The following is a 15,295-nucleotide window of genomic DNA, read 5'->3' on the forward strand; positions in this document are numbered from 1 at the left end:
GGACGCCTGAGCCAACGGGCAAGCGGGGTGCGCCCTGGCGCGACTCGGACTGGTCCATTCAGACGTTGTTGGTGTTGACGCAAGTGTTCCACTTGCCGTCTCGCTCGCTGGAAGGGTTTGGCCGTTCCCTGATGCGCCTAATGGGGTTGGACCTGTCGATCCCGGATCACACGCACCTGTCGCGTCGTGCCAGAGGCTTGACGGTCCAGATCCCCCGTCAGAAGCGCACAGGGCCAATCCATATGGTGGTGGATTCCACCGGGTTGAAGGTGTTTGGCGAGGGGGAATGGAAGGTGCGCCAACACGGCGCCGGGAAGCGGCGCACCTGGATCAAGGTCCATTTGGCGGTCGACACCCACGCCAAGGACGTCCTTGGCGTGGCGGTCACGACGCCCGCTTGGACGGATGGCGAAGTCTTTCGGGAACTCATCGATCAGGTCGACGGGGTCATTGAACAGATCGATGCCGATGGGGCCGACGATACCCGCGAGGCGTCTGCGGTGGCGGCGGAACACCAAGCCACGTTGGTCGTCCCGCCTCGGGAAAACGCGGTGGCCTGGGACGCCGATCATCCACGCACGCAGGCACTCGACGAGATCCAGGAGAAGGGACTGGCGCAGTGGAAAAAAGACACGGGCTACCACCATCGCAGCATCGCCGAAAACGCCATGTACCGCCTCAAGCAACTCTTCGGGGTGGGAGTGGCCTCACGCCTTTTCGACGCCCAGGTGAACGAGGTTCATGCGCGGATCGCGGCCATGAACAGGATGACCTACCTGGGAATGCCAGTTTCGGTGCGAGTTGGGGTCACTGCGTCCTGAGAAAATGGGGAAAGGGGAATTCTGCCCTTCTGGTTCTTTATGCACCAACGCCCCTGCTTTGGTACAAGGATGCCATCATCTATCAAACCCATGTGAAGGCGTTCTTCGATACCGATGGGGACGGCACCGGCGATTTTCGCGGGCTGACGCAGAAGCTCGATTATGTCCGCGATCTGGGCGTCAACACCATCTGGTTACTGCCGTTCTATCCTTCGCCCATGCGCGATGACGGTTACGACATCGCCGATTATCGCAACGTCAATCCACGCTACGGCAGCCGCCGCGATTTCCGCCATTTCGTCAGCGCCGCCCATCGGTATGGTTTGCGCGTTATCACCGAACTGATCATCAACCATACCTCCGACCAGCATCCCTGGTTTCAGGCCGCGCGCCGGGCGCCAAAAGGATCGCGGAAGCGCGACTTTTATGTCTGGAGCGATGACGATCGGCGCTTTGCGCAAACGCGCATCATCTTCACGGATACCGAAACCTCGAACTGGGCCTGGGATCCCCTGGCTCAGCAATATTACTGGCACCGTTTTTTCTCGCATCAGCCCGATCTCAATCACAAATCCTGTGCGACGCCCTGGCGGACGCGCGTTTCGCCTGGGAGATGATGGCCGCGATTCGGGACGGCGGCGAACTCCCGCTGGATGTCGGAACCCTGGTGTTTCAGCCGACCACCGCCATGGCGCGGCTCGCCGCGGACATCGCGGCGACGCAAGAGATCCGGCAACCGCTCGATCGCTCTTATAGCGCGGCAATTCTCGATAGCCGACTCTTTTTGAAAATCTATCGACGGCTGCGGCCGGGGCTCAGTTCCGAGATCGAGGTGGGGCGCTTTCTGACCGATGTTTCGCCCTTTCCAGGCATCGTGCCACTGGCCGGGACGCTGGATGTTCGCGGCGAGGATGGCATCACGACCACCCTCGCCGTGCTCCAGAAGTATGTCCCGAATCAAGGCGAGTTGTGGGGCTTCACGCTCGATCTGCTGGGACGGCTTAGCGATGCCTACGGTGATCGTATCGAGGACAGGGACGCCGATCTGGCGCAGATCAGCTATGCGACCCTGGTCGACACCCTGGGCCGGCGTCTCGCTGAGTTGCATCAGGCGCTCGCCCGGCCCGGCGTCGATCCGGCCTTCGAGCCGGAGCCGGTCACGGCCGCCGATCTGGATGCCTGGCGCGCGCGGTTGCGCGCGGATGCGCTGGAGACCCTGGCGCGGCTGGAAGCGCAACTGAAGAACCTTGCCGAGCCGGCGCCTGGACTGGGCGAGGAACTGCTGGCCCGACGCGAACCGCTGCTGGCGCAAATCATGGATCCGCTTCCGCCGGGGCTTGACCTGCTCAAGATCCGCTGTCATGGCATCTGCATCTTGGTCAGGTGCTGGTTGTCGGCAACGACGTCGTCATCATCGACTTCGAGGGCGAGCCGGCCAGTCGCCCGAAGGCCGGGCACGTCAAGGAATGTCCATTGATCGATGTCGCCGGAATGCTCCGCTCTTTTCGATATGCGGTCGCGCGCGCGCATCCTGAGATCGCAGAGTCATCCCGCGGAGCGCGAACGCATGGCCGATCCGCTCGCGCACTGGAGCCGTGCCATGAGCGAACGCTTCCTGAGCGCCTACCGCGAGACCGCGACTGGCAAGCGGCTCTATCCGCCCGAAGCCGAGCCGACGGCGGCCCTGATCAGACATTTCCTGCTGCGCAAGGCGCTCTATGAGATCCGGTACGAGTTGCATAACCGACCCGAGTGGGCGGCGATTCCCCTTCAGGGGATCCTGGAGTTGCTGTGAGCCTGGAGCGTTGCGGCGCGGGTTCAGAAATCCGCTGCCGGTGCCCGCGGCAGCCTTAATCCATCAGATCAGGAATCCATGACTCGACAGGGCGCACACCCGTTCGCGCATCCGCGCGACCTCCGATGCCTCATAGATCTGTCGTTCCGGCCGGCCCCAGACCGGGTTGGGCCAGCAGAAATCGTGTCGGAAGCGCCCGATCAAATGGATGTGTAACTGAGGCACGAGGTTGCCGATCGTGGCGATGTTGAGTTTATCGGGTCGAAATTCCGCTTCCAGCAAGCCCGCGACCGCATCCATTTCGTCGCGCACCCGCTGGCGCATCCCAAACTCCAGCCGATGCAGTTCAAGCTCCTGGGTCTTGGGCACCAGAATGAACCAGGGCACCAGCGCATGGTTCATCAGCAACAGAAGGCTGTCGGGAGACTCGGCCAGCCGATGGGTATCGGCGGCAAGACGGGGGTGAAGCGCAAACCCGGACATCAGGACGGCTCGGAATACGCGAGCGACGCGCGGTCGAGTTCCCGACGCAGCGCGGCCATCCCCTCCTCCAGCCCGGCGCGGCCCCGGAACCCAAGCAGGATCTGCGGATCCTCGCCCAGGTGCGGCAGGCTAAACAGCTTGAGTTCCGGAAACTCCTGCTCCAGATGCCGCATCAACGGAATCAGACCGCTCTCGGGGATGCCGCGCACTTCCACGGCCATTTCCCGCAGCACGGCGGCGCGGCCGAACCGCCGCTCCAGCACCCATTCGGCCATCGGCCAGGCCATTTTCGGAAAGCCGGGGAGGAACCAGTGCCGGCAGAGCGAGAAACCGGGGATCCGGTTGACCGGATTCGGGATCAACTCGGCGCCGTCCGGCAGATCCGCCATCAGGATGCGGTGGGGATAGGTTTCGGCGCCGAACCTGTCTTCAATCAGCGTCGCCGCTTCCGGATGACGCACCAGCGCGACATGCGCCGCCGCCGCGGCACAGGCGCGGGTGTGATCGTCCGGCGTCGCGCCGATGCCGCCGCAGACAAAGACCGGATCCGGCCGCCCCATCGAAAAGCGCAGATGCGCCGTGAGCGCATCCGGCTCGTCCGGCAGCAGCCAGTGCCAGGCCAGTTCATGTCCGCGCCCGCCGAGCAGCGACTTGAAGGCGGTCAGATGGCGGTCGATCCGCTCGCCCTTGAGCACCTCGTCGGCGATGACGATCAGACCGAAACGGACGGGATCGATGTCAAGTTCGTCGCTCATGTTGCACCTGTGCAGTGGCGGCTTGCGCCGTTACGCGGACGGGAGAGACGCGTCGAGCGTGTCGCGCTTGCGGTAGACCGTCCCCTGAAAGAGCGCGATCAGGCTCTCTTCCTCATCGAGGACGCGGATGAGATAGGTCGCGAGTTTCGGGTTGATGGACACCTCCTCCGCTTCGGCGGTCAGCATGCCGCGCCGTGCCGCCTTCATAAAGGAAACCGAGACATTCACCCCCAGCGCCACCGTGCCATGCGAGTTGGACGCGACGGCAAAGACCAGGTCCGCCAGGCTGAAGATGGCCGCGCCATGGGCCACCCCCACGGCGTTCAGGTGCCGGTCGTCGATCTCCAGCCGGGCGCGCGCGCGACCGGGCGCGACCTCCAGCAATTCGATCCCGACATGCGCGGCAAAGCGGTCATTGCGGAAAAAGTTGTGAATTTGTGCAGCGTTCATAAAATGGCATGGAGACGAAAAAAGAAGCGGGCTCGACAGGATAATTCCTGCTCGCCTGGCGCACGAGAATTTCCGCGTCGAGATGGCTCATTTGAGTCGACTGCTGGCCTGACCCGCCCCCACGCCCGGTTATCACGTTCGATGTCTATCGCATCCGTCAACCGACCCGCGCCTTTCCCGTGACCGAGGACAGAAAGCCTCCCGCACAATGGCGCCGTGGTCACCCTGCTCGCGGTCTGCGGTTCCGCTCGCAAGAAAAGCTCTTTCGATATCGCGACGGTCGCCCTGGCGGCGGTCATCGTGCTGGGTACCCTCTTTGGGTCTTTTTAGTTCACTGAGACAATTTGCGCATGATCAAACCTTTATCTCGACACCGTTCGGCGACCTTACTGGTGGCCATGCTTGGGATCGTCCCGGCGCTCGGTGCGCCCGCCTTCGCGCGGACTCCACCGCCGGGCATCGGCGACTGCGCGGCCATCACGTCCAACCGGGAGCGGCTTGCCTGCTATGACCGCATCAGCGCGAGCGTCTCAGTCCCTGCGCCAGACCCGGAATCGGAACGCGCCGCGATGACGGCCCTGGCGGCTCCTGCGTCCGCCTCCGACTCGTTCGACACGGACGCATCCGCCCCGTCATCGCCGATCGATGCCGCCTGGGGCTTCGCCCCCGACTCCGAGCGCTACACCATCGCCTTCCATCGGCCCAATTATTTGCAATTCGCGCGCTATTCCAGCCGTCCGAACAATGCGCCATTCCAGACCCTGTTCGCGACGACCCAGGATCCGGACGTGGAACTGGACTCGGCAGAGGCGCGATTTCAGATCAGCTTCAAGGCGCGCCTGTGGGCGACCGACAATCGGCGCTTCGGGATCTGGGCGGCTTACACCCAGCAAAGTCAGTGGCAGGTCTACAACGACGAGGTCTCGCGCCCTTTCCGCGAAAACAATTACATGCCTGAGTTGATGGCGAGTTTCCGGCCCGATGTCGAATTCGGCGGCTTCCATTGGCGGTTGTTCAACTTCGGCTACACCCACCAGTCCAACGGACGCGCCGACCCGATCTCGCGAAGTTGGGATCGGCTCATCGCGGAATTCGGGATCGAGCGCGGCAATTTCGCGTTGCTGATCCGGCCCTGGTATCGCTTGGCGGAAGACGAGGGGGATGACGACAATCCGGACATCCTCGACTACTACGGCCATGGCGATATCACCGCCATCTATCAGTGGCGTGGACACAGCTTCTCGCTCATGGGTCGCGGCAACCTTGAAACCGACAAGGGCGCCGCCCAGTTTTCCTGGACCACGCCCCCGCTGCTCGGTCCATTGCGCGGGTATGTCCAGGCATTCACCGGTTACGGAGACAGCCTGATCGATTACAACTGGAAGCAGAACGCGATCGGTATCGGGGTCACCCTAAACGATCAGCTTTAAGCCGCATGCCATCGCGACCTCCTGTTTGACTTGCCAGGCTCGGTCACCGGAAACCTTGACCGGACAGCCGCTCTCGCGTTCCTCGAAACGCCGGATCGCGTCCCGGAGATCGGCTTCGGTTGACCGGGTTCACGGCCCCGTCACTGTGCTGTGGGATGATCCATTGCCATGCCGCCGCGGCGGAGTCGATTGCCCGGGTGTGCGACTTTGCGCACAGGATCAACGCCGATCCGTCGACGGTTGCCGACCGCCTCTGGACGAAAACGACGCTCGATCCAGAATAGGAAAAATTACGCATCCCAGCCTAGGCAAGATTTAACGACCAGTAACGCCGAAATTAGTGGTCCGCTCAGACACAACCTTGCAGTGAAGGCGCTTCGTTTGTTGATCGATCCGCCAGTGGAGCCAGCTTTTTAACCCATCGCCCGCATTGATTCCTGGAGCTGACATTTCAGCCATGCAACGAAAAAAGGCTTAGAGTGACAACCTCTAAGCCTTTGTTTTTTTATGGTAGCGGGGGCAGGATTTGAACCTACGACCTTCGGGTTATGAGATTTAAAAAGTGGGGGTTTATCGGCGTTAGTTCGCGCTTCATAATCTGCTGACACATTGCTGACACGGGACCTTCGGGTTATGGCGTCAATCAAACTGACCGCCGGCAGAATCCGCGATATTTCACACCCGCCGCCCGGCAAACAGATCTATCTGTGGGATTCCGACGCACCAGGACTTGGCGTCAGAACCACCTCCCGATCCAAGGCGTTCATCTTCAATTCGCGCGTCAACGACAAACAGGTAAGGGTCGCTATCGGCGATGTGCGGACGCTGGATATCGACAAGGCCAGAGCAGAGGCCCGGCGCCTGCAAATGTTGATCGATCAGGGTACCGACCCACGCGACCACAAAGCCGAACAACTGGCACGGGTCACGGCCAGAAAGATCGATGCCAAGCGACAGGCCGATGCAGCGGATCTGGAGGCCCAACGACAGGCCGTCACGGTCCGGGACGCCTGGCAAGCCTATCTCGTCGACCGCTCCCACGCGTGGTGTGATCGCTATCGCTTCGATCACACCAACTTGGCGCGCGAAGGCGGGGAGGCGAAGAAGCGAGGCAAGACCCTGACCAATGCCGGCCCGCTGGCGCCGCTGATGACAATGCGCCTGATCGAGATCACCGCCGCGACCTTGCGCACCTGGCTGAAATCCGAGACCGCCGTCCGACCGACCCAGGCCCGCCATGCGTTCGGCGCCTTCAAGACCTTTCTTGGCTGGTGCGAAGAACAGCCGTCGCTCCAAGGCATCGCCGAGCCGGCCGCCTGCGAGCATCGCGCGGTCAAGGAGCTGCTGCCCGCCAAACGTGCCAAGGACGACGTGCTCCAGCGCGAGCAGTTGCCTTCATGGTTCGCCGCCGTGCGTCGACTCGACAACCCTGTGATCGCCGCCTACCTGCAAACGCTCTTGCTGACTGGCGCCCGCCGCAACGAGATTGCGACCCTGACGTGGGCGAACGTCGACTTCCAATGGAACAGCCTCACGATCCGCGACAAGGTGGAGGGCGAGCGCATCATTCCTTTGACGCCCTATGTCGCGTCCCTGCTGTCTGCCCTGCCCCGGCGCAACGAATGGGTTTTCAGTAGCCCGGCCGCCGCCGCCGGATATCTCCAAGAGCCACGCATCCCGCATAACCGCGCGCTCACGACCGCCGGCCTCCCCGCACTCAGCCTTCACGGTCTGCGTCGTTCGTTCGGTACGCTGTCTGAGTGGGTCGAGATGCCCGTGGGGATCGTCGCGCAGATCCAGGGGCACAAGCCCAGCGCCACCGCCGAAAAGCACTACCGCCGCCGCCCGCTGGACCTGCTGCGCCAATGGCATACCAATCTGGAAGGCTGGATTCTGGAGCAGGCAGGGATCCCCCAACCGACAGCGGACCGGACCGAGGCACCGCTGCGTCGCGTGAAGTAGAACGGGATAGACTGACGTGACTTGACATGACATGAGCGCCACATCATGACCACATTGATTCTCGATACCCTGGACTATGCCACCAAGCTCAAAGCTGGCGGCTTCAGCGAGCAACAAGCCGAGGCTCAGGCCCGCGCCTTGGCCGAGGTTCTGGAGCGCCAAATCGTGACCAAGGCTGAAGCGGTCGAGCATGAAAACAATCTGCGGCGCGACATCGCGGGCGTTCGCGCGGATCTCACGCGGGACATTGAAGCCTTGCGCGTTGAATTGAAGCGCGACATCCGCGAATCGGAATTGAAGCTCGAAGCGCGGCTGTCGGAAACGAAAGCCGACCTGACCCGCTGGGTCATCGGCGTGGGAATCCTGCAAGCCACCGTCGTCATCGGCGTCTTGATGAAGGTCGCCAAGCTGATCTAGACACCACCGAGGCACAGACCATGACCACCATCACTTTCGACACCCTGAAATTCGCCCGCACCCTCAAAGACGCGGGCATCCCCGACAGCCAAGCTGAAGCCTTCGCGGTCGCCTTTCGCGACGCGACCAGCGAGGAACTGGTGACGCGCGATTATCTGAATCTGCGCGTCGCGGATGTGGAAACCAAAATCGAAGCGGCCAAGGCCGACATCATCAAGTGGCTCGCCGGCTTGTTGCTTGCCCAGGCCGCCCTGATCGCCGCCCTCGTCAAGCTGCTCTGACCCCCGGACAACAACAGGCCCCGAGACGGCACCACCCGTTTCGAGGCCCTGACCTTCACCGATCTGATGCAGAGGTTCGGCAATGGCTGAAACGAAGTTTATCCCATCGATCTGGAAAGATCGCGACACCTACACGAATCAAGCGCGATCCCCCTCGCCTGCGCTGGGAGGATCCGGCCAAATGTGAGAAATCCTCACTTATCCGAGCGACCGCCCGCATTGATTCCCAGCGCTGACATATCGCTGACATTTCAGTCACGCAACGAAAAAAGGCTTAGAGGGGTAACCTCTAAGCCTTTGTTTTATATGGTAGCGGGGGCAGGATTTGAACCTACGACCTTCGGGTTATGAGCCCGACGAGCTGCCTGACTGCTCCACCCCGCAACTGAGCTGCTAATAATATATATGCATCCGAACTCTTGCAAGCCTTAATTTGGCATTTCACTGGAAGACGCCTGCTTATTCAGATTTAATAATTGATTTTAAAACGTTTTTAGATATTCGAGTAACGCCGCTCGTGCCGCGACAGAGAGCCCGTCGGCAAAGGCGTGCCCTTGGTTGCCATACCCTGCCAGGCGGGTGTCGTAGATTCGGTTGCGCTCGTCCCAACTCATGGCGCCGGCCTTGCCCTGCTTCAGGGTCCGATAGGCCCAGCCGAGTTGACCCTGATCGTAGACGGGTCTGGCGTCGCCTTCGCGGTCGAACGCCCAATAGGTTGGTCGCGATCGGCTGTCGAGCAGGGCCGCGAGGGTGGGGACAGAGCCATTGTGCAGATAGGGCGCGGTGGCCCAGACGCCGTCGAGCGGCGGGGCGATATAGCCGAGGGCTGGTGCGGCCTGGGATCCTTGGCCGTAAAAGGAGTTCTGAAACCATTTTAGGAACCGATCCGACTCGCCGAATCCCTGGCGCGCTAACGCTGGATCCGTCTTGATCTTGCCGAGTGCGATGACGCGATTGGGATAGCGCCCATCCTCTCCGTGAAGACCGTGGCATGCCTTGCACTTGCCCTGAAAGATCCCCCTGCCCTGCTCCGCGAGCCCCTGATCGATGGGAAACGGATACTCGGGTGGCTTCAGAGTCGCCAGATAGGCGCGGACATCGACGAACCAGACATCGATGTCCGCGGCCTCCTCCACCGAATCGGTACAGAGGATCGCGGCCAGCATCATCTGGCGCGCATGGTCGCCCCGCCCTTCGGCGTTGTAGAAAAGCGCGTGCTTCTTGCCGAGGTTCCACCAGGGCGGAACGCTGACCGGCAGCGGTCTCTCGGGGGGCGGTTCGATCAGGGGTTCGTCGGACCAGGCAAGTGTCCTGGGATCGCGGTGAGCCATGAGGGCCAGGGTAGGATTCCGCGCGGCGTTCACGCCGACTGTCTCGGTCATCATGTCGTCGGCAATGACCGTGACGCGCGCCGCCCAGCGACGCCATTCGGCGGCCTCCACGCCATCAGCCATGAGGCCGCCAAGTTCTTCGACTACGCGCAGTGGATCGACCGTCATATCGAGAAACTCGTTGCCGAGTCCCATGACGAGTTCACCATTGAAGGTCGCGGCATGACAGCCCAGACAATTGGACGTGACCAGCTCGACACCGGATTGGGCGACATGGGCCGTCAGCATGTACGGCAGTTCCGCATTCCGGCCGGTGCGGCCCGGAAACTGCTGACCGGGGACCGGCGGGCGGGTGCCAGCGTGTTTCCGATAGACCCGATAGGGCAATCCGCAGGTAACGACCGAGCGGTTAATCAAAGCCTCGTAGCCCTTGTCAGGATCGCCCGGCCGCTGGGGCGACGCGGGAACGCGACCGACCTCGGCCTTGAAGATCCCATCATGCTCGCGAGGGCCGCGGTCGCAGCCGGTCATGATCGTTGGCAACGCAAGCGTGCCGAGCACGCCAAACCATGCCAAGGATCGGCGGATCCTTTGGCGCAGCCCCATGATCGGATTCTTCCCCTCGCCTGTCGGAGCGGCGACCGGCCTGAATCCAACGGCGGACCGACTCATCGCCATCGCTTGGCCAACGATCCGAAGATCAGATCCTTGACGCAAGCGGTCCTGGAGACGACGTCAATCGTAGTAAACTCACACCGCAAGAAATCAGGTATTCCTGTCATGCACCTGGGATGCCTGCAACTGTCGAAGAGCCCCAGAGCGATGCTCCATATCAAACTCGAATCCATCTGCTACATCATCGCAAAAATCCGCGAATTTCAAGCCAAAGAGGAGGTCGTGCTACCGGATACGCCGGCCAGTCCTTCCGAGGATTGGGCGCTCCAGGTACTCGCCGATCACAGCGAGGACTATAGCCTGCGCGAAACGATCAGCGCCATCGGCGAGATGAGCCAGCGCCAGCGTGCCGAACTGGTCGCGCTCCTGTGGCTCGGGCGCGGCGATTATAGCCTGGAGGAATGGGAAGCCGCAGTGGACGACGCGATCGGCGAATACTCGTTGAGCGCGGCGGCGTACCTGATCGGACATCCGACGGCCCCGGACGATCTTGAGGAAGGTCTGATCGCCCATGGCTATTCCTGCCAGGATTGACCGCGATGCGAGACATTCGGCGATTTCCGGAAAGGTGGCACAGAGCTGGCGTCCCGCCTGAAGCCGTTCGTGGTTCGAGGGCCTCACCACGAACGGCTTCAGGCGGGACGAACGGGAAATCGGTGAAGTCTTTTCCAGAAATCGCCTTAATATCAAGCCGCGACCGACCGCATCATCAGTACGCCCGCAACCCCAGCACATCCTGCATATCGAACAGACCGCGCTCGCGTCCGGCGATCCAGCTAGCGGCGCGCATGGCCCCACGGGCGAAGTTCATGCGGCTCGACGCCTTGTGCGCGATCTCGATCCGCTCGCCATCGGCGACGAACCAGACGCTGTGCTCGCCGACGATATCCCCGGCGCGGATGGTCTCGAAGCCGATCGTTCGGCGTTCGCGCGGTCCGGTGTGTCCTTCCCGGCCATACACCCCGACCTCCTTGAGATCGCGTCCGAGCGCCTCGGCGATCACCTCGCCCATGCGCAGCGCGGTGCCGGATGGCGCATCGACCTTGTGCCGATGGTGCGCCTCGATGATCTCGATATCGACCTCGTCGCCGAGCACCCGCGCGGCGATGTCCAGCAGCTTGAAGCAGAGGTTGACGCCGACGCTCATGTTCGGGGCGAAGACGATGCCGATCGTCTCGCCAGCAGCGGCAATGGCCGCGCGCTGCGTCTCATCGAGTCCGGTGGTACCGATGACCATGCACCGGCCCGCCGCGCGGCAGAGTTCGAGATGAGCGATGGTCACCGCTGGCGCGGTGAAATCGATCAGTACGTCGAAATCATCGAGAACCTCCGACAGTTCCGCCGCCACTGCCACGCCCAGAGGCCCGACACCCGCGAGTTCCCCGGCATCCGCGCCGAGCAGCGAGCTGCCGGCGCGCTCGGTCGCCGCGCCAAGGACGAGCCCCTCGGTCTCGGTGACGGCCTGCACCAGAGTACGCCCCATGCGCCCGCCGGCGCCGGCGATGGCAATTCTGATTTCATTCATACCGTTCATTTCTCGCATTCAAGCGGTTTCCCATCGTCAGTACTGAAAAACATCCGCAAGCGTCACCTGACAACTGACAACTGACAACTGACAACTTCCTTATAACCCCATCTTCTCGAAGAAATTTTTGACCCCATCCAGCCAGGAATGCGACTGCGGATTGTGGTGCGATCCCCCCTCCTTCACGCTGATCTCGAATTCCTGAAGCAGTTCTTTCTGACGCTCGGTCAGGTTGACCGGGGTCTCGACCGTGACCCGACAGATGAGATCCCCGACCGGTCCGCCGCGCACCGGTTTCACGCCTTTGTTGCGGACCCGAAACATCTTGCCGGTCTGGGTGCCGCCCGGAATCTTCAGCATGACCTTGCCGTCAAGGGTCGGCACCTCAAGCTCGCCGCCCAGGGCGGCGGTGACGAAGCCGATCGGCACCTGACAATAGAGATTGCTTTCCTCGCGGGTAAAGATGGGGTGATCCAACACCTGGATCTGCACATAGAGATCGCCGGGCGGACCGCCCTGCTCGCCGCGCTCGCCCTCGCCGGCGAGACGGATGCGATCGCCGTTATCGACACCTGCGGGCACCTTGACCGACAGGGTCTTTTCTTCCTGCAACCGGCCACGGCCCCGACAGTGACTGCACGGCTCAGCGATGACGGTACCCGCGCCGCGGCACTCGGGACAGGTCTGCTGAATCGAGAAAAATCCCTGCTGCATCCGCACCTGGCCAACCCCGCCGCAGGTCGTGCAGGTCTTGGGCTGAGTGCCCGGCTTGGCCCCGCTGCCGCCGCAGAACTGGCAGTCCACCAGCGTCGGGAGACGAATCTTGACTTCCTTACCGTTCACCGCGTCTTCGAGCGGGAGCGACAGGTCGTAGCGCAGATCGACGCCTCGCTGGGTCCGGCGTCCGCCGCCCGCGCGCCCGCCGAAAATATCGCCAAAAACGTCGCCGAAGATATCCGAGAAGGAGCCGGATCCGGCGAAATCGCCAGGGCCGCCAAAGCCGCCCGCGCCCGCCTCGACGCCGGCATGACCGAACTGGTCATAGGCCGAGCGTTTTTTCGGGTCGCTCAGGACATCGTGGGCCAGCTTGGCCTCCTTGAACTTCGCCTCGGCATCCACGTCGCCGGTGTTGCGGTCGGGATGATATTTCATCGCCAGCCGTCGAAACGCCTTCTTGAGGTCGGCCTCGCTCGCGTTGCGTGGAACCCCCAAAACTTCGTAATAGTCGCGCTTTGCCATGTCTTTACGTCCAACCGCCAGTGGCTGGCCAATCTCCAGCCCCTTCAAAACAGAAAGCGCACGGGCGACCCGCGCGCCAGTACGCTTTCATCCTCGTGACTGGCGGCCGTCGGCCAGCCATCAAGCTCATTTTTTGTCGTCTTTGACCTCTTCGAACTCCGCGTCGACCACGTCGTCCTGGGAGCCGCCCTGCCGCGTCTGGCTCTCCTCGGCGCCAGCACCGGCGGTCTCGCCGCCTTGCGCGTAGAGCCGTTCCGCCATCTTACCGGAGACCTCGCCCAGACTCTTGGTCAATGACTCGATGCGCTCCTTGTTCTCGCCCTTCATGGCCTCTTCCAGCTCCTTGATGGCCGACTCGATGGACGACTTCTCGCCGCTCTCGATCTTGTCCCCGAGTTGATCCATCGACTTGCGGGTGGCATGAATCATGGAATCGGCCTGATTGCGCACGGCGACCAATTCATGGAACTGACGGTCTTCCTCGGCATGGGCCTCGGCATCCTTGACCATCTTGGCGATCTCGGCCTCGGACAGACCCGAGGATGCCTTGATGATGATGGATTGTTCCTTGCCGGTCGCCTTGTCCTTGGCCGAGACGTTCAGAATACCATTGGCGTCGATGTCGAACTTGACCTCGACCTGCGGCACGCCGCGCGGGGCGGGCGGGATGTCGCTGAGATCGAAACGCCCCAGCGACTTGTTGCCGACGGCGCGCTCGCGCTCGCCCTGGAGGACATGCACGGTGACGGCGGTCTGATTGTCGTCGGCGGTCGAGAAGGTCTGACCGGCGGAGGTCGGGATGGTGGTGTTTTTCTCGATCAGCTTGGTCATGACGCCGCCGAGGGTCTCGATGCCGAGCGACAACGGGGTGACGTCGAGCAGCAACACGTCTTTGACCTCGCCGCCGAGCACGCCGCCCTGGATGGCTGCGCCGATGGCAACCGCTTCGTCCGGGTTGACGTCCTTGCGCGGAGTCTTGCCAAAAAAGCCCTCGACCTTGGCCTGAACCTTGGGCATGCGGGTCTGACCGCCGACCAGGATCACCTCGTCGATCTGCCCGGCGGTGAGTCCGGCATCCTTGAGCGCGATGCGGCAGGGCTCGATGGTGCGGTCGACCAGTTCATCGACCAGCGACTCCAGCTTGGCCCGCGTCAGCTTGACGTTGAGATGCTTGGGACCGGTCTGATCGGCGGTGATGTAAGGCAGATTGATGTCGGTCTGCTGGCTCGTCGATAGCTCGATCTTGGCCTTCTCGGCGGATTCCTTGAGCCGTTGCAGGGCCAGCGGATCGTTACGCAGATCGAAGCCCTGCGACTTTTTGAAATCCTCGACCAGGAAGTCGATGATCCGCATGTCGAAGTCCTCGCCGCCGAGGAAGGTGTCGCCGTTGGTGGAGAGCACCTCGAACTGATGCTCGCCTTCGATCTCGGCGATCTCGATGATGGACACGTCGAAGGTTCCGCCACCCAGGTCATAGACGGCGATCTTCTGGTCGCCGCGTTTTTTGTCCATGCCATAGGCGAGCGCGGCGGCGGTCGGCTCGTTGATGATGCGCTTGACCTCCAGCCCGGCGATGCGCCCGGCGTCCTTGGTGGCCTGACGCTGCGAGTCGTTGAAGTAGGCCGGGACGGTGATGACCGCCTCGGTGACCGTGGTTCCGAGATAGTCCTCGGCGGTCTTCTTCATCTTCTGCAACACCTTGGCCGAAATCTCGGGCGGTGCCATCTTGCGCCCGTTCACCTCGACCCAGGCGTCGCCATTGTCGGCCTTGACGATCTTGTAGGGGACCATGTCCTTGTCCTTGGCGACCACCTGATCCTCATAGCGACGCCCGATCAGGCGCTTGATCGCAAAGAGCGTGTTGGCGGGGTTGGTCACCGACTGCCGCTTGGCGGACTGCCCGACCAGCACCTCGCCATCGCCGGTGTAGGCGATGATCGAGGGCGTGGTGCGATCGCCCTCGACGTTCTCGATGACCTTCACATTGTCGCCTTCCATCACGGCGACGCAGGAGTTGGTCGTGCCGAGATCGATACCGATGATTTTTCCCATGAGTCTATTCTCCGATAATGTCTTTGGTGGCGCGATGGCGCCAGATTGTTCAGTGAGTTGGGGAAAACCCCGCGCCATT

16 protein-coding genes and 1 tRNA gene are annotated in these 15,295 nt (G+C 62.2%); 9 read left to right on the top strand and 8 right to left on the bottom strand.

The window, feature by feature from the left end:
• From CCR95_RS01965 to CCR95_RS25085, 4 genes are all read left to right on the top strand, one after another.
• On the top strand, positions 1-821 hold an 821-nt coding region (locus CCR95_RS01965), incomplete at its 5' end, for an IS5 family transposase (RefSeq protein ID WP_201091383.1).
• Positions 822-913: 92 nt separating this feature from the next.
• Positions 914-1,438 (top strand): alpha-amylase family glycosyl hydrolase, encoded by a 525-nt coding sequence (locus CCR95_RS25075; protein ID WP_338115327.1) that lies wholly within the window; start codon positions 914-916, stop codon positions 1,436-1,438.
• Positions 1,435-2,298, top strand: a complete 864-nt coding sequence (locus tag CCR95_RS25080; protein WP_242523004.1) for a hypothetical protein — start codon at positions 1,435-1,437, stop codon at positions 2,296-2,298. The genes CCR95_RS25075 and CCR95_RS25080 overlap by 4 nt, the downstream gene beginning before the upstream one ends.
• 90 nt (positions 2,299-2,388) lie before the next feature.
• On the top strand, positions 2,389-2,616 hold the full coding sequence (locus CCR95_RS25085; protein WP_242523005.1) for a hypothetical protein: 228 nt from the start codon (positions 2,389-2,391) through the stop codon (positions 2,614-2,616).
• Positions 2,617-2,679: 63 nt separating this feature from the next.
• Here the strand turns inward: CCR95_RS25085 and CCR95_RS01975 are convergent, their stop codons facing one another.
• Genes CCR95_RS01975 through CCR95_RS01985 form a run of 3 tightly spaced genes read right to left on the bottom strand, consistent with a single transcriptional unit; the run spans position 2,680 to position 4,304 of the window.
• Positions 2,680-3,099 (bottom strand): HIT domain-containing protein, encoded by a 420-nt coding sequence (locus tag CCR95_RS01975; protein WP_201091385.1) that lies wholly within the window; start codon positions 3,097-3,099, stop codon positions 2,680-2,682.
• Positions 3,099-3,854 (bottom strand): competence/damage-inducible protein A, encoded by a 756-nt coding sequence (locus tag CCR95_RS01980; protein ID WP_201091387.1) that lies wholly within the window; start codon positions 3,852-3,854, stop codon positions 3,099-3,101. Before CCR95_RS01980 ends, CCR95_RS01975 begins: the two co-directional genes overlap by 1 nt.
• A 30-nt stretch (positions 3,855-3,884) precedes the next feature.
• Positions 3,885-4,304 carry a PaaI family thioesterase gene (locus CCR95_RS01985; protein ID WP_201091389.1) on the bottom strand — a complete coding sequence of 140 codons (420 nt, stop codon included), beginning with the start codon at positions 4,302-4,304 and terminating at the stop codon, positions 3,885-3,887.
• A gap of 350 nt (positions 4,305-4,654) precedes the next feature.
• On the opposite strand from CCR95_RS01985, the gene CCR95_RS01990 reads away from it, so the two are divergent.
• The 4 genes from CCR95_RS01990 to CCR95_RS02005 all read left to right on the top strand — a co-directional run bounded on the left by CCR95_RS01990 (position 4,655) and on the right by CCR95_RS02005 (position 8,394).
• On the top strand, positions 4,655-5,734 hold the full coding sequence (locus CCR95_RS01990) for a phospholipase A (protein WP_201091392.1): 1,080 nt from the start codon (positions 4,655-4,657) through the stop codon (positions 5,732-5,734).
• Between the two features lie 633 nt (positions 5,735-6,367).
• Positions 6,368-7,696, top strand: coding sequence for a tyrosine-type recombinase/integrase (locus CCR95_RS01995; protein WP_201091394.1), 1,329 nt, complete (start codon positions 6,368-6,370; stop codon positions 7,694-7,696).
• A gap of 45 nt (positions 7,697-7,741) precedes the next feature.
• Entirely contained in the window at positions 7,742-8,113 is a 372-nt protein-coding gene (locus CCR95_RS02000; protein ID WP_201091395.1) for a CCDC90 family protein, read from the top strand.
• Between the two features lie 20 nt (positions 8,114-8,133).
• Positions 8,134-8,394: a CCDC90 family protein gene (locus CCR95_RS02005; RefSeq protein WP_201091397.1), complete on the top strand. Its 261-nt coding sequence runs from the start codon at positions 8,134-8,136 to the stop codon at positions 8,392-8,394.
• A 307-nt stretch (positions 8,395-8,701) separates the two neighbouring features.
• Here CCR95_RS02005 and CCR95_RS02010 read toward each other — a convergent pair.
• Together CCR95_RS02010 and CCR95_RS02015 are read right to left on the bottom strand one after the other, a co-directional pair.
• A tRNA-Met gene (locus CCR95_RS02010) sits at positions 8,702-8,778 on the bottom strand.
• 98 nt (positions 8,779-8,876) lie between these two features.
• Positions 8,877-10,301: a c-type cytochrome gene (locus CCR95_RS02015; protein ID WP_242523008.1), complete on the bottom strand. Its 1,425-nt coding sequence runs from the start codon at positions 10,299-10,301 to the stop codon at positions 8,877-8,879.
• Between the two features lie 246 nt (positions 10,302-10,547).
• Here CCR95_RS02015 and CCR95_RS02020 point away from each other — a divergent pair, with 246 nt between their 5' ends.
• The gene (locus tag CCR95_RS02020) at positions 10,548-10,934 is read left to right on the top strand and encodes a DUF3775 domain-containing protein (RefSeq protein ID WP_201091399.1); all 387 of its coding nucleotides are present in this window, start codon (positions 10,548-10,550) and stop codon (positions 10,932-10,934) included.
• A gap of 175 nt (positions 10,935-11,109) precedes the next feature.
• Here the strand turns inward: CCR95_RS02020 and dapB are convergent, their stop codons facing one another.
• The 3 genes from dapB to dnaK all read right to left on the bottom strand — a co-directional run bounded on the left by dapB (position 11,110) and on the right by dnaK (position 15,216).
• Entirely contained in the window at positions 11,110-11,925 is an 816-nt protein-coding gene (dapB, locus tag CCR95_RS02025; RefSeq protein ID WP_201091401.1) for a 4-hydroxy-tetrahydrodipicolinate reductase, read from the bottom strand.
• A gap of 99 nt (positions 11,926-12,024) precedes the next feature.
• Positions 12,025-13,164, bottom strand: a complete 1,140-nt coding sequence (dnaJ, locus tag CCR95_RS02030; protein ID WP_201091402.1) for a molecular chaperone DnaJ — start codon at positions 13,162-13,164, stop codon at positions 12,025-12,027.
• 126 nt (positions 13,165-13,290) lie between these two features.
• A complete protein-coding gene (dnaK, locus tag CCR95_RS02035; RefSeq protein WP_201091405.1) occupies positions 13,291-15,216 on the bottom strand; it encodes a molecular chaperone DnaK in 1,926 nt (641 codons plus the stop codon).
• Positions 15,217-15,295 lie beyond the last annotated feature (79 nt).

This window comes from Thiocystis minor (assembly GCF_016653465.1).
Taxonomy (GTDB): Bacteria; Pseudomonadota; Gammaproteobacteria; order Chromatiales; family Chromatiaceae; genus Chromatium; species Chromatium minus.

Coding starts and splice junctions, on each gene's coding strand:
- CCR95_RS25080 (WP_242523004.1), top strand. CDS start 1,435: ATGATGGCCGCGATTCGGGACGGCGGCGAACTCCCGCTGGATGTCGGA.
- CCR95_RS25085 (WP_242523005.1), top strand. CDS start 2,389: ATGGCCGATCCGCTCGCGCACTGGAGCCGTGCCATGAGCGAACGCTTC.
- CCR95_RS01975 (WP_201091385.1), bottom strand. CDS start 3,099: ATGTCCGGGTTTGCGCTTCACCCCCGTCTTGCCGCCGATACCCATCGG.
- CCR95_RS01980 (WP_201091387.1), bottom strand. CDS start 3,854: ATGAGCGACGAACTTGACATCGATCCCGTCCGTTTCGGTCTGATCGTC.
- CCR95_RS01985 (WP_201091389.1), bottom strand. CDS start 4,304: ATGAACGCTGCACAAATTCACAACTTTTTCCGCAATGACCGCTTTGCC.
- CCR95_RS01990 (WP_201091392.1), top strand. CDS start 4,655: ATGATCAAACCTTTATCTCGACACCGTTCGGCGACCTTACTGGTGGCC.
- CCR95_RS01995 (WP_201091394.1), top strand. CDS start 6,368: ATGGCGTCAATCAAACTGACCGCCGGCAGAATCCGCGATATTTCACAC.
- CCR95_RS02000 (WP_201091395.1), top strand. CDS start 7,742: ATGACCACATTGATTCTCGATACCCTGGACTATGCCACCAAGCTCAAA.
- CCR95_RS02005 (WP_201091397.1), top strand. CDS start 8,134: ATGACCACCATCACTTTCGACACCCTGAAATTCGCCCGCACCCTCAAA.
- CCR95_RS02020 (WP_201091399.1), top strand. CDS start 10,548: ATGCTCCATATCAAACTCGAATCCATCTGCTACATCATCGCAAAAATC.
- dapB (WP_201091401.1), bottom strand. CDS start 11,925: ATGAATGAAATCAGAATTGCCATCGCCGGCGCCGGCGGGCGCATGGGG.
- dnaJ (WP_201091402.1), bottom strand. CDS start 13,164: ATGGCAAAGCGCGACTATTACGAAGTTTTGGGGGTTCCACGCAACGCG.
- dnaK (WP_201091405.1), bottom strand. CDS start 15,216: ATGGGAAAAATCATCGGTATCGATCTCGGCACGACCAACTCCTGCGTC.